Below are 13,731 nucleotides of genomic sequence, written 5' to 3'. Positions count from 1 at the left end.
CAAAGTCTAATGTATTTTTAATTTGAAGCGAATCCGGCAATTTCTTGAGCGTATCTATCTATGGAACACAACCGTTTCATTGTATCATTTGTTGGTAATTCTCTGGAAAAAAATTATAACCTTTGATATTGATCAACGGGCAGCGTCAGTATCATACAGTTTTTTGCTGGCGGTTTTTCCGGGCATAATCTTCCTTTTTACGCTTATTCCTTATATTCCGATTAACCACCTCGACCGTTTGATTATGGATTTCCTGAGAGACGTAATGCCTCAGGGAATTTATGAAAGCACGTCTTTTACTATTCTTGAAATTGTAAGCCGAAAACGGAGCGATATCCTGTCATTCGGGTTTTTCTTTACGGTTTTTGCGGCCACCAATGGTATGATGGCCCTGATGCGGGCATTTAATATGGCGCTGCATGTAAAAGAAAAACGCAGCTACCTCAAGGCAAGGCTGATAGCGCTTTTTCTTACTATGCTACTTTTTATAGTACTGGTTTGTGCTATTGTTGTGTTGATTGTAGGCCGAATTATTCTGGACTTTTTATTTGAAAAAGCGATTCTGAACGAAAACTTTACTTTTTATCTGTTGCAGATTGTCAGGTATGGTGGAATCTTCCTGATTTTTTACCTGGGTATATGCGTTATTTATTTTTTTGCCCCGGCTGTGCATAAACGCTTGAAATTCTTTAACATCGGGGCATTTATTGCCTCGGTTTTGGGCATTCTGGCCACTAATCTTTTTTCTTATTATCTGGCTAACTTCAACTCCTACAATAAATTGTATGGGTCTATTGGTACTTTTATTGCGCTTATGGTTTGGCTGTATCTTATTTCTCTTATCCTGGTACTTGGATTTGAAATAAACTTATCCATGCGCGACGCCCTGTATTTTTCCAGAAAAGAAAAAGGTGGGGAAACCCCACCTTCAGAAGAATAACAAATGAAATATCTTATTGCCAGAAGCCCTCGTTAATCATGGCTTTTTCAAGTTTGGCGCCTAACTCTGCCGAAGCTTTTACCAATGGCAGGCGTACTTCTGAGCTGCAAACTCCTTTAATCTCCAGACATTTTTTAATACCCACCGGGTTCGACTCCACGTAAAGCAGGGTGTCGAAATCTAAAAAGCGTCTTTGCAAATCGGCGGCTTTTTTAAAGTCTCCATTTAAAGCAGCCCATGTCATTTCTCCAAACTCTTTCGGGAATGCATTGGCAATAACCGAGATTACACCTTTGAAACCAATGCTGATTGAGGATGTCACGAGATTGTCGTCACCTGACAATAATAAGAAATCCTCAGGACAACGCGTGGCTAGTTCAAGGGCGTTTTCAATAGTGCTGGCATCTTTTATACCAATAATGTTAGGATGTTTAGCCAATTCAGCTACAGTAGAAACCTGCAAATGAATAACCGTGCGGCCGGGAACATTGTAAAGCAACACCGGTACCGGCGATGCATCAGCTATGGCAGTAAAATGGGCAATCAGCCCAGCCTGCGAAGGCTTATTGTAATAAGGGCAAACCGATAAAATGGCCGAAACACCACTTAAATCAGTTGTTTTGATAGTCTCTAAAACGGTTCTTGTATTATTTCCGCCCAAGCCATACACAATGGGCAGGTTTCTTGGGTTGTTTTCCTTGGCAAGCTTTAATAACTGGGCTTTTTCTTCAGCAGTTGTGGTAGAGGTCTCTCCGGTTGTGCCTTGCACAACGAAATAATCTACTGCGCCTGCACTTGTAAATTCCAGCAGCCTTACGTAAGCATCATAATCAACTTCGTGGTGCCTGTCAAATGGTGTTATTAAAGCTACACCTACTCCTTCTAACGGATGTGCCATTTTTTGCTGTAAAAATAATATTGTCTTGTCGGGCAAAGTTCGTCAGAAAATCGGACTTTGAGAAACGATTTGCAAAATCGTTTCTCAGTACTTTGCCCGATAAAATTATAAAAGTGCCTGATAAACCAGAATTCTGAAATTACGTACAAACGCTGAATAATGCGCGTAGGGATGAACGTTAGTAAATACCAGCAGCATCAGATCTTCTTTTGGGTCAATCGTATATTCTGAACAGTACATACCTCCCCAGGTAAGTGCGCCGGGTGTGGCGTTATCGCCATAATGAGACTCCGGCGTGATAATCTGTAATCCTAAACCGAATTTATCCTGCCTGTCCCACACAAAGCTTTTATCTATCTGGTTCCTGCTCATTAGGTCAACTGTGCTTCTGCTCAGCAGCCTTTTACCGTTAAACTCACCTTTGTTAAGAATAAACTGGCAAATCTTTGCGTAGTCCTGAATAGTACTTACCAAACCTGCGCCGCCTGAAAAGTAGGTTCTTTGACCACTGACGGCAAAATTTCTGTAGGTTTCGTTCGTGTGCAAACTAAGTTTTGCCCCAGTGTCAGGCTTAGAGTAAAGCTCAACTAATCGGCTGGCTTTTTCTGCAGGCAGGTAAAAGTAGGTATCCGTCATGCCTAACGGGCCTAGTACTTTTTTATGCAGGTATTGGTCAAATGGCATACCTGAAAGCACCTCTATTAACCTACCGACAACATCAGTGTTCAGCCCGTAGGTAAATTGCGTGCCGGGGTCTGAAAGCAAAGGACGTGCCGCTATTCTGTCAACTACATCTTTCAGTAAATCTTTCTCTACCGAGCAAAAGAAAGGAACCTTGAATTCGGGTAACTCCTGTAATGGGTGCTCATAGGGTATTCCTGCCGAATGGCTCAGTAAATGCCTGATAGTAATAGCTGATTTGGCCGGACGGGTAATATACTTGCTACGGTCTTTTTCTTCATAACTTACAAGAACACTCGTATTCTTAAACGAGGGTATGTATTTTGAGACGGGTTCATCCAGAAAGAATCTGCCTTCTTCAAACAGCATCATTAGCCCAATGGTCGTGATGAGTTTTGATTGTGAGGCAATTCTGAAAATATCATCTTTCTTAAGTGGTGTCTTCGTTTCCAGGTTGCTAAAGCCAAAAGCTTTCTCATGCACTATTTTGCCTTTTCTGGCAACCAGCATAACTGCATTTGGTGTGATGCCCTTATCGACAAGTTCCTGAAAATGGGCATCAAGTTTTTTTAATTTTTCGGTTGAGAAACCAACTTCTTCAGGTGTTTTGGCTGGTGTAAGTGTCTGTGGTTTCTGCGCATAAATAGCCGTCAGTACAGTTAGCAAAAAGTATCCCGGCAGGAGTAGTCTTTTTTTCATTGGTGTAAAGCTTGCAAATGGACTAAACAGAGAAGAATGGTCCAGCCATTGTGTATGGCACAACGGTTAAACCATTCTTTCAGAATATGATATAGAAAATCAGTTAGGTCGTTTCAACGACTGCCATGAGTTTAACTGCCAGCCGTTTTTCTTGTCTTTTACATACACAACAAGGTATTGCAACGGCAGCAGAGTAGGTTTGCCATCAACAGGGGGCTGGGTAACCAGTATTCTGCCATTGACCACGGCTGTCTGATTATTGTTATATACTCTGATAGAGATGTTCTCAATATCTATTTTAGAGTAAACGCTGCCACCATTAAGAACCGAGGCAATATAGGCTTCTTTGTTATCCATCTTGCCGTTTGAATGCACGTAGATCAAATCATCGGCAAAAACTTTGTTGAGAAAACCGGCATCTTTTGAAACCTGTGCGGCAAAGCGCTTTTTCTCAAGGTCTTCGATTATTGATTTAACGTCTTGCCCGATAGACAAATGACTGATAGTCAGAAAAATACCAAATGCAATTAATTTTTTCATAGTAAATAGTATATCGGTTGAATATTTATAGTTCTACCTTTTTCATTTTGGGTACCAGTACATGCATAATTAACCAGGCCAACAGATAGGCTGCGCCGCAAATACAAAACATTATAAAATATCCGGTTTGTATCTGTCCTATTTTAGTGTAGTACACAAACATGTTTTTCTGTACCAACCATGTAAGTAATATACCTCCCAAGCCACCAAACATACCGCCAATGCCGGTAACCGAGCCGGTAGCTTTTTTAGGGAACATATCAGAAACGGTTGTAAAGATATTGGCGCTCCAGGCCTGGTGTGCAGATGCCGCAATACCAATTACCAATACCGCCAGCCACATATTAATGGCACCTAAATACTGGGCAAATAGCACCGGCAATACTGCAAAGGCATATATTAACATACTGGTTTTACGTGCCTTAAAGGCAGGCCAGTTTCTGTTTATAAGGTTCATAGGTAACCAACCGCCAAAGATACTGCCAATACTGCCAATGACATAAACCAATGCTGACGGCCAGACGATTTCAGTTGATGTCAGGTTATATTGTTTCATCAGGAAATCAGGTAGCCAGAAAAGATAAAACCACCACACAGGGTCAGTGAGAAACTTGCCAATGGCAAAAGCCCAGGTTTGTGGAAATTTTAGCAGCGTAGACCAGGGTACTCGTTCTTCAGACACAGGTTCTGATTTATCTGAATTGATATATTCAAATTCGGCTGCTGATAAACGCTTCTGTTTTTGGGGTACCTCGTAGTAGATAAACCATAAAATAAGCCAGATGAAGCCTATAAGGCCCGTAAGAATGAACGCCCATTGCCAGCCCCAGTTTTGGGCGATTAAAGGCACCGAAAGCGGCACAATAATAGCCCCGATGTTAGTGCCTGAGTTGAAAAAACCTGTGGCCAAAGCTCTTTCTTTTTGAGGAAACCACTCAGCTACCGATTTAATAGCAGCCGGGAAGTTGCCAGCCTCTGTAACGCCAAGAAAAACACGGGCAATAATAAAGCCCAGTGTGCCGGTACAAAAAGCATGCGCTACTGCTGCCAAGCTCCATAAACCTGTGGCAATGGCATAGCCGATTTTTGTGCCGAACTTATCAATGAAGCCTCCGGCAAAGAACATCCCGAAAGCATAGGCTAACTTGAAAGCGATTTCAATATTAGAATAGTCAATTACTTCTTGTTCGGGTGTCCAGTTAAAAGCATCTGCCAGGTAGGGCTTCAGGTAGCTGATAACGTTCCGGTCGAGATAATTAATTGTCGTGGCAAGAAAAAGAAGACTACAGATGGTCCAACGATACTTTCCGATTTTTTCCATAGATAAAGGGTTGAATTTTTTTAGGTTAACGAAAGAGGTACTCTCTTTCTGTGATGGATTTATTGTTCAGAAATAAGCCGTATGGGGCCAAGTAATCCTGAGGTAACAGGCTTCCATTCGGCAGCGTTAAAGGGTTGATATTTAATGTCTACCATATTGGTATCATAAAATTTCTTCCAATTTACTCCTGTTTTATCTAAATACCTAATCCGGTTGGCTGATAAATTGGTAACTTCTATTTCCAGTTTATTGGTTGTACTCAGATTATCGGCCGCAACCGGAATTCTGAAAGGTAATGACCAGTATTTGCCCAGGTCTTTACCATTGAGTTTTACGGAGGCCATTTCGCGTACGTCGCCTAAATCGATCCAGCTGTTTTTAATTTCTGATTTGTCGAGGCTGAAAGTTAAATGGTAACGTGCAGTTCCGCTGAAGTACTGAGCGGTTGAGTCGCTCAGATTTTCCCACGACTGCAAGGTGTCTGTCTGAAATGAATTAGGAATAAACGGCTGCCCTTTTATAAAATCCACTTTCCACCTGCCTTTTAAGGGTATCGTTTTTCCTGGCTTTTTCATCTCAAAGGCTTTTTCATTGGCAGGTTTGTGGTTCAATACCTCAATGAATATACTTTGGCCGCCATAAAGCGTAATTGGTATTTCTAAAAGATCAGAAGCAATTCTTTTAAAACTAACCAACCCGCTTTTCTGATGTAGCGCATCGTAGATTCTGACAGCCCGGCCGGTAGCGGCTAACTGAATCGTTCCCTGCCTGAATTGATTGCCCAGATTACTTACAAAGTACAAGGTTCCGTTGATGTTTTTTTTGCGGATGAATGAAAGCCCAGCTTCTGAAAGTTTTTCTTTTCTGATTTTAGCCGTTTGCAGGCTTGAAATAATATCTGAACTAACTGAATAGCTGAATGTCGGTAACAGTTGTTCAAATAGCTTCTGATGCTTATCCCAATCTTTAAAACCTGTAGCCGTGGTTGGTAAATGATTAATGAAAAATACTGATATGCCCGCCTTTTTGCATTTTTCAAGATAGGCCAGCGTTGCCAGAGGTATATACTGAACCGGAGGCACAACAATAGCTTTATAAGCGTGTTTGCCTTGCGTAACTAATTGCTTGTTGTTTATCTGAGAGTTTTTCAGTTGTAAATCAGAGATGAAATCAAAGCTGAAACCATTGGCCATAAGCGTTTTGCAGGCATCGCCAAAAGCTGATTTAAGCATACCGTCTTTCATAATGGCGTGTACATCAATGGCATGGGTTTTGGCTTTATTACCCACCGACTGCCAAAGGTCATAGATGGGAAAATACATCAGAATGTCATTGTCTGGCTTGCTGTTTTGCAGCTTTTCCTGACAGCGGGCTATATAATTATTCAACTCGGGGAGGTAATCCCAGAAATGACTTTGCTGATTGAAATTGGTAGAAGCATAAAACAACCAACCCGGAAAAGGCTCATTGGGTGGCGAATAGGGGAGGCCATGATAAAAAATGTGGTTTATTCCACCAATGAATGACTCATCAATAATAGGTTTTACCTGCGATAAAGATACCTTGAAATGATTACCCAGCCACGTAGCTGTCTCTGAACTCACCAGTTTTTTACCCGTTACATGCGCCACAGAAGATGCCAGTTTCAGCACCAGTGCATCTGGTACACCAAAACGTTTTTCTTCGTAGTCGGGGTCTATCCTTGAAAGTGGAATATCATAAGGTTTACTGCCGAAGAACTCTGATTCAGGAATATCAGCAAGGGCATATAGGTCAAGAATATTGGCGGGCGAACCATGGGCTTCATTACGGGTTAGTTTCCCTTGTTTTTTCGACCAGCCCGTCCAGGTTTTGGTGAAATCGTCACGCAGAATATCAGAAAGGGTTTCGTTGTAGTCGCCCCATATCAGTTTTTCGCGTTGGCTCTCTGCTTTTTCTTTAGCCAATACGTCCAGGTGTTGTTGCAATTCATAGCCTCTTAAATCCTTGAATCGCTGAAAGAAATTGGCAGTCCAGTTAGCGCCGTAAACCTCGTAAGAATCATTATAAAACGCACGGACAGGATAGTCCTTTTGTCCGAAGGCATCCTGAAATGTTTGCAAATAACGCTCTAAGGCTGCTTTATTGAATGGGTCAAGTACCAACCCTTCTCCACCCGGGGCCGCTCGCTTTACTTTCTGATTAGTAGGAGCAAAGGTAAGCATATATTGGCCGTTGTGTTCCGTTACCCTGAATGCCTGAGCGGCATCTGCTGTTGAAACGCTTTTGCCACCAAATGGCCAGCCTGTACCAAGTGTCAGGTCAATACCCAGATTATTTTTTTTTGCTTCCTTTAGTGTGAAATCAAGCATTTCCAGCCATTCTTGTGATAAAAACGGCAGAAATTTGTTTTCTTCGCCCTTTACGCCATAAATGGGTATGATGTGCATACCACCGAAACCAGCCTGGGCATATTCTTTCAGATTCTGACTGATGCCGTCTTTGGTAACGGCGCTGCCCATCCACCACCAGTAAGCCCAGGGCTTGGTGGTAGATACCTGCGCCGACACCTGAGAGGTTATCAGTAGTAAAAGAATAACAAAGCGTTTCATGAGGGCTCTTTTTACCAGCCAAAGTAGTTTTTGGCGTTATTGTAGCAAATGTTTTGCACAGTTTCACCAACCCAGGCTATGTCGTTTGGTAATTCTCCGTTTTCGATATCATTGCCATAAATATTGCAAAGAATACGACGGAAATACTCATGGCGGGGGAATGAAAGGAAACTGCGTGAGTCTGTCAGCATACCTACAAAGCGGCTCAATAAGCCCATGTTCGACAATGCATTGATTTGTTTTTCCATGCCGTCTTTCTGGTCAAGAAACCACCAGCCTGAACCAAACTGCACTTTACCTGCCATTGAGCCATCATTAAAATTGCCCACCATTGTGGCTATCAGTTCATTATCAGCAGGGTTCAGGTTATAGATTATGGTTTTAGCCAGTTGATCGTATTCATCCAGCTTGCCTAAAAACTTAGACAAAGCTGCCGCCTGCGACCAGTCTCCAATAGAATCCCAACCAGTATCAGGACCCAACACGCGCATAGCACGTTTGTTGTTGTTACGCAATGCACCCAGATGGAACTGCTGTGTCCAGCCCAATTCGGCGTACAATTTACCTAATTCATGCAGAATAGCTGATTTGAATACAACTGCTTCGGTTTCTGAAAGCGTTTTGCCTGCTATGGCATTTTTAAAGGCGCTGTCTGCGGTTTCAGGGGTAAAGTCGGCGGCATAAATTTGTTCCAGCCCATGGTCTGAAATTTGCCCTCCCTGCGACGCGAAGAAATCGGCACGCTGGCGAAGCGCCTTTAGCAAATCTTCAAATGACAGTATGTCAAAATTGACAATAGCACCCAGTTTCTGAATATAGGTCGCGAAATTCGGGTTATCAATCAATATAAATTTATCCGGTCTGAAGGCCGGCAGCATTTTAACTTCAAAATCACCAGCATCTCTTAATTGCTTATGATATTCTAATGTATCCAGCGGGTCGTCGGTTGTGCAAACCACTTTTACATTCATTTTACGCAGCAGATTTCTCACCGAAAACTCCGGCGAACTGATTTTCTCGGAAGCAATATCGTAAATCTTCTTAGCTGTCTGAGGGTTTAAAACATCCTGAATACCAAAGTACCGCTGAAGCTCAAGGTGTGTCCAGTGATACAGCGGATTACGCATGGTATAAGGCACGGTTTCTGCCCATTTTTCAAACTTTTCGTAGTCAGACGCATCCCCGGTACAATATTTTTCACTAATACCATTGGTGCGCATGGCGCGCCACTTGTAGTGGTCGCCATAAAGCCATATTTCGGTTAGGTTGTTAAACACTTTATCGGCCACAATCTGGTCTGGTGGTAAGTGATTGTGGTAATCAATGATGGGCATATTTTTCGCAAACTCGTGGTAAAGCGTGCGTGCGGTTTTGGTTTGCAACAAAAAATCTTCGTCTAAAAACGGTTTCATGCTTCTCAAAGTCTAAGATTTGGAAATTGACACAAGGATACTCATTTTAAGAGTTGTGTCGCAATAAGTTTTTCAATTATGATTCAGCAAAACTATTTAGTTTTAACTAATTTATTCTGCCCTAATTTTTCTTTTTTTAATACTATTTTGACAAGTGATTAATGAGATTGAATCAATAATATGCTATCCGCGACGAATAACCGACAGAAGTCGGTGGCTATTTAAACAAAGGTATCTTTAATACGCAAATGCCGACTGAAGAATGTACAGGGTGAAAAAATCATTAATTAATTGCTCACAATCACTTTTTAGCGCTTTGCTGTAACAACCAGGTGGCTAAATCTTTAGCGGCGTTAAAATTCTGATAAACAAGCGGTATGCGGCGGCCATCAGTGTATTCATTGTACAGCCAGGGGTCGCCCACTGCAAACACGGTTCCTTTACCTACTTTTGCTGTTGCAATAATTATTTCACCTTTATCAGTCAGTACAGATTTGGCAGGGGTACTCAAAGCCAATGGCGATAGTTCTTTAATATAAACCGCCTGAGTGCTTTTAAAAACGGGATTCCCCGCCGGTATGTCTAAACGGCCTTGTTCCCATTTTGTCCCTTGCACCATGTTGATGTTTTTGGGAAGAAACTGAATGCCAAATTCTTTGGCCAACAGATTAAGGTTCTTATGTTCACAATTGGCGGTGTCATTAGCCATCATCACAAGCACCCCACCGTTTTTAACCCAGTTACTAATCTGTTTAATATCATCTGCCTGAATAAAAGCAGGCTTTGCTGTTTCCTTTTTTGTGTCTGGGTCAACTATAATGTAAACACTTACGCCTTTCAGGTTTGCAGCAGTTGGCGCTTGTTTAATTGTGGTTGTTCTGGCGCCTAACTCGTTAAAGATATTACCCCAGAGCCAGAAGCCAGAGTGCATGCGGTCGTCCCACGTATAATGGAAATTCTCCTGATTACCATTCAGGTCTTTTCTGAATTCATTATTGAAATGCCCGTCTACAGCCACTACTTTGCCTTTGCCCAAAGTGTTTTCGTTGGCAATTTCAATTTCAACGCTGGCAAAGATAAACGGGCCGACCCCTTTCAAATCGTTCTTGCGGATAGGTTCGCTCAGATAATATTCGTACGAACCATCACGATACGGGTTGCCACCCAGGCCACCAACACTTACGGTTTTGTTAAGGCTGATTGTTCCGTCTTTTTCTTTCTCAACAAATTCTTTCAGTATACCGGCGTAGCCTTTTCTGGCGGCCGACAGATACCGGGCATCCAGATACCCCTGACGAACCCCTTTTGCTAAAGCATACACAAACATACAAGATGCAGACGCCTCAAAGTAATTACCTTTACGGTTGCCCTGAGTGGTCATCTGATACCAGACACCAGACTGGGCATTTTGATATTTTACCAAGGCAGGTGCCAGGCGTTGCAGATATTTGATAAGATTAGCTTTTTCCGGGTGATATTCCGGGAAAAAATCCAGAACATCAACCAATGCCATTGCATACCAGCCAATGGCACGGCTCCAGAAATGCGGCGAAAGCCCTGTTTTTTTATCTGCCCATTTCTGTTCACGGCTTTCGTCGTAGCCATGATACACCAGGCCGGTCTGTTCATCTACTGCATATTTTTCAATCAGGGCAAACTGTCTGGCAATGTCATCAAAATGCTCAGGCTTGTTGAAAAGCCTGCTGTATTCAGCCGCAAAAGGCTCGCACATAAAAAGGCCGTCAAGCCACATCTGGTAGGGGTACCTTTGCTTGTGCCAGTAGCCACCCTCTTTGGTTTTGGGCTGGTTCTCTATCTGCTTCCACAGTAAATGGGCGGCTTTGATGTATTTCTCTTTATCAGGCTGTGTTTGTTGCGCCAGCATCAACAGCGCTCTTCCGGTAGGGATATTGTCCAGATTAAAATCATTATAAGCATAAGTTCTGATGCTGCCGTCTTTCTGCACGTAGCGGTCAATATCTTTTCTGATGTACTCAAAATATTTTCCGTCTCCTGTTCTGTACCAGACCTTTTCCAGTGCTTTCAGCGCCAGCCCCTGCTCGTAATCCCAGGCAGCCGGTTTATTAGGTTTTACGGTAATGGAGTCTTTATGCCAGTTCATGAACGACTCAGCCATTTGAACCGAATAGGGTTTTTGTGCGAAACTGCCAATGCAGCCGAACAGAAAAATAACAATCAGTTTTTTAGCAATCATAATGAAATATTTAATAAGGATAAATATTACAACACCACATTCAGTTTTTGTCCTACTTTCAGGTTGATTTTTTTAGATTTGCTACCACTTACCAGAGTGGTTTGCCCGCCTCTTTTAGAATAAACCGTGACAGACTTCACTGTTTTATTTGCCCAGGTCATGGTTATTTCAAAACCACCTCTGGCGCATAAACCCTTAACTGAACCATTGCTCCAATCGTCTGGCAGGGCTGGTAGTAAGCGAATCAGGTTTTCATCAGACTGCACCAGCATTTCTGCTACGGCCGCTGCTCCGCCAAAGTTGCCATCAATCTGGAATGGCGGGTGGGCGTCAAACAGATTAGGGTAAGTACCGCCACCACGTGCATATTTGGTCTTTACACCGTCGGGTTCTACATATTGCAATAACTCACGATACATTTTGTAGGCGTGGTTGCCGTCCCATAGTCTTGCCCAAAGGTTTATTCTCCAGCCTTTTGACCAACCCGTTGTTTCATCGCCTTTTATTTCCAGCGTTTTACGACAGGCCTCAGCCAGAGAAGGTGTTTTTTCAGGTGTGATATGATTACCCGGGAACAAGCCAAAAAGATGCGACTGATGGCGGTGCTTAGGGTCTTCGTCTTCCCAATCATAATACCATTCCTGCAGATTACCTTTTTTACCAATCTGGTAAGGGTATAGTTTGGCCAGTGCCTGTTCCAGCGTGGTTCTGAACTCGGTATCGGTGTTCAATATTTTGGATGCCTTGATGGTTTGCTCAAAGCACTCGCGAATCATAGCCAGGTCGGCTGTGGCGCCATAAAGGGTAGCGCCATGATAACCAGTTGATGTGATATATTTGTTTTCGGGTGATGTAGACGGTGAGGTAACCAGATTCCCGTTTTTATCCGGCACCAGCCATTCCAGACAAAACTGCGCTGCGCCACGCATAATGCCGTAGGCCTCGTTTTTCAGGAAACTGATGTCTTTCGTGAAAATGTAGTGTTCCCAAAGATGAGTACTCAGCCAGGTACCACCCATTGTCCAGTTAGCCCATACGGGGTCGCCATTACCAAAATCACCGACGGGGTTACTCATAGCCCAGATATCGGAGTTGTGCGCTACTGTCCAGCCATTCACACCATAAAAAGTTCTGGCCGTAATTTTTCCGGTTTCTGAAGCGTTTCTGATAAACCCGAGTAAGGGCTTGTGCATTTCTGAAAGGTTGGTGTTTTCTGCCAGCCAGTAGTTTTCTTCGGCATTGATATTGGTCGTGTAGTTACTGCTCCAGGGGGGTCTCATATAGGGATTCCAGATACCTTGCAGGTTGGCAGGAACACCATTGGTACGCGAGCTGCTGATAAGCAGGTATCGGCCATATTGAAAATACAGTACTTCCAGCACTTTATCTTCTTTACCTTCGGCGTAACGTCTCAGTCTTTCGTCGGTTGGAAGAACAGGTGCCTGCGTGGCACCCAGATTCAGACTTACTCTGTTGAAAAACGTTTGATAATCTTTTATATGCGCCTGTTTTAGTTGGGCATAAGTCTTGGCAAATGCTTTGTTCAGATTAGCCGTTGCTATGGCTTTATTATCCAGCCCTTCGGTGGCAGGGTTTTTATCGAAACCATTAAAACTGGTGGCTATAGATACAAAGATCAAAGCCTCTGTTCCATTCTTAATGCCGATAGTGCTGTCGGTGGCCAATACACGGCCACCTGTATTTTTGATTTTAGCAAGGGTTGTAAATCTGGTGCCTTTAGATTCATCAAATACAACTGCATTCGGCGAATTGACATAGTTAGGCAAAGCCTTTACAGGGGCATATCCATTTACCGATAACAGATTGCCATTACCCGAAACCTTGTTTTTAAGCAGGCTGTTAAACTTTACATCAAAGCTCAATGCCCCGGCCTTGCTGCTGGTCAGTTTAATGACCATAATCTGGTCGGGGTGAGAGACGAAGTATTCACGGGTGTATTTTACACCATCAATTTCATAAGTAGTTTTTGAAACCGCCTCGCCTATATTCAGTTCGCGATAGTAGTTCTGCGCTTTATCTTCATTGGCAAAGTTGATATAAAGCGTGCCCAACGGCGCAAATGACTCGGAGTATTTCCCCTGAATTTTGCGATACAACTGGTCGGCTAGTTTATAGTCTTCTTTTTGAAGAGCCTCTCTTATAGCCGGAATATGCTTGTAAGCCTCCGGATTCATATTAGGGTTTACAGGCTCACCAGACCACAATGTGGCATCGTTCAGATAGATTTTGTCTGATTGAACGCCACCAAAAACAGTGGCGCCTAATTTGCCATTACCCAGCACCAGGCTTTCTTCAAAGTATTGCGCCGGCTTTTTATACCAGAGCGTTTTATCTGGTTGTGCGTAACTGGCAAGCGAGATAGTAAAAAGCAGAAGTAATAATTTGGTTTTTTTCATGAGTGGATAATTATAGA

The 13,731-nt window shown here is 42.9% G+C and carries 9 protein-coding genes; 1 reads left to right on the top strand and 8 read right to left on the bottom strand.

What is annotated here, in order from left to right; translation table 11 throughout:
• The first annotated feature begins 22 nt into the window (after positions 1–22).
• The gene (locus C0V77_RS05155) at positions 23–940 is read left to right on the top strand and encodes a YihY/virulence factor BrkB family protein (RefSeq protein ID WP_101725262.1); all 918 of its coding nucleotides are present in this window, start codon (positions 23–25) and stop codon (positions 938–940) included.
• A 13-nt stretch (positions 941–953) separates the two neighbouring features.
• On the opposite strand, the gene dapA is transcribed toward C0V77_RS05155, so the two are convergent.
• The 8 genes from dapA to C0V77_RS05115 form a co-directional block, all read right to left on the bottom strand.
• Positions 954–1,838 (bottom strand): 4-hydroxy-tetrahydrodipicolinate synthase, encoded by an 885-nt coding sequence (gene dapA, locus C0V77_RS05150; RefSeq protein ID WP_101725261.1) that lies wholly within the window; start codon positions 1,836–1,838, stop codon positions 954–956.
• A gap of 105 nt (positions 1,839–1,943) precedes the next feature.
• Positions 1,944–3,218 carry a serine hydrolase gene (locus tag C0V77_RS05145; protein WP_101725260.1) on the bottom strand — a complete coding sequence of 425 codons (1,275 nt, stop codon included), beginning with the start codon at positions 3,216–3,218 and terminating at the stop codon, positions 1,944–1,946.
• Between the two features lie 99 nt (positions 3,219–3,317).
• Positions 3,318–3,758 carry a nuclear transport factor 2 family protein gene (locus C0V77_RS05140; RefSeq protein ID WP_101725259.1) on the bottom strand — a complete coding sequence of 147 codons (441 nt, stop codon included), beginning with the start codon at positions 3,756–3,758 and terminating at the stop codon, positions 3,318–3,320.
• 25 nt (positions 3,759–3,783) lie between these two features.
• The gene (locus C0V77_RS05135; protein ID WP_101725258.1) at positions 3,784–5,079 is read right to left on the bottom strand and encodes an MFS transporter; all 1,296 of its coding nucleotides are present in this window, start codon (positions 5,077–5,079) and stop codon (positions 3,784–3,786) included.
• 59 nt (positions 5,080–5,138) lie between these two features.
• Entirely contained in the window at positions 5,139–7,670 is a 2,532-nt protein-coding gene (locus tag C0V77_RS05130; protein ID WP_101725257.1) for a glycosyl hydrolase, read from the bottom strand.
• 11 nt (positions 7,671–7,681) lie between these two features.
• A complete protein-coding gene (gene uxaC / locus C0V77_RS05125; RefSeq protein WP_101725256.1) occupies positions 7,682–9,082 on the bottom strand; it encodes a glucuronate isomerase in 1,401 nt (466 codons plus the stop codon).
• 301 nt (positions 9,083–9,383) lie between these two features.
• Positions 9,384–11,297 (bottom strand): glycoside hydrolase family 88 protein, encoded by a 1,914-nt coding sequence (locus C0V77_RS05120; RefSeq protein WP_101725255.1) that lies wholly within the window; start codon positions 11,295–11,297, stop codon positions 9,384–9,386.
• A gap of 26 nt (positions 11,298–11,323) precedes the next feature.
• On the bottom strand, positions 11,324–13,714 hold the full coding sequence (locus C0V77_RS05115; RefSeq protein WP_101725254.1) for a glycosyl hydrolase family 95 catalytic domain-containing protein: 2,391 nt from the start codon (positions 13,712–13,714) through the stop codon (positions 11,324–11,326).
• Between the last annotated feature and the right edge of the window lie 17 nt (positions 13,715–13,731).

Source organism: Emticicia sp. TH156, from assembly GCF_002855535.1.
Taxonomy (GTDB): Bacteria; Bacteroidota; Bacteroidia; order Cytophagales; family Spirosomataceae; genus Emticicia; species Emticicia fluvialis.
Note: the sequence above shows the minus strand (reverse complement) of the source record. Positions and strands in the feature narration are given on the sequence as shown.

Bases quoted from the DNA above. Each gene is read 5' to 3' on its own strand.
- C0V77_RS05135 (WP_101725258.1), bottom strand. From the start codon at position 5,079: ATGGAAAAAATCGGAAAGTATCGTTGGACCATCTGTAGTCTTCTTTTT.
- C0V77_RS05120 (WP_101725255.1), bottom strand. From the start codon at position 11,297: ATGATTGCTAAAAAACTGATTGTTATTTTTCTGTTCGGCTGCATTGGC.
- C0V77_RS05115 (WP_101725254.1), bottom strand. From the start codon at position 13,714: ATGAAAAAAACCAAATTATTACTTCTGCTTTTTACTATCTCGCTTGCC.
- C0V77_RS05130 (WP_101725257.1), bottom strand. From the start codon at position 7,670: ATGAAACGCTTTGTTATTCTTTTACTACTGATAACCTCTCAGGTGTCG.
- C0V77_RS05140 (WP_101725259.1), bottom strand. From the start codon at position 3,758: ATGAAAAAATTAATTGCATTTGGTATTTTTCTGACTATCAGTCATTTG.
- C0V77_RS05145 (WP_101725260.1), bottom strand. From the start codon at position 3,218: ATGAAAAAAAGACTACTCCTGCCGGGATACTTTTTGCTAACTGTACTG.
- uxaC (WP_101725256.1), bottom strand. From the start codon at position 9,082: ATGAAACCGTTTTTAGACGAAGATTTTTTGTTGCAAACCAAAACCGCA.
- dapA (WP_101725261.1), bottom strand. From the start codon at position 1,838: ATGGCACATCCGTTAGAAGGAGTAGGTGTAGCTTTAATAACACCATTT.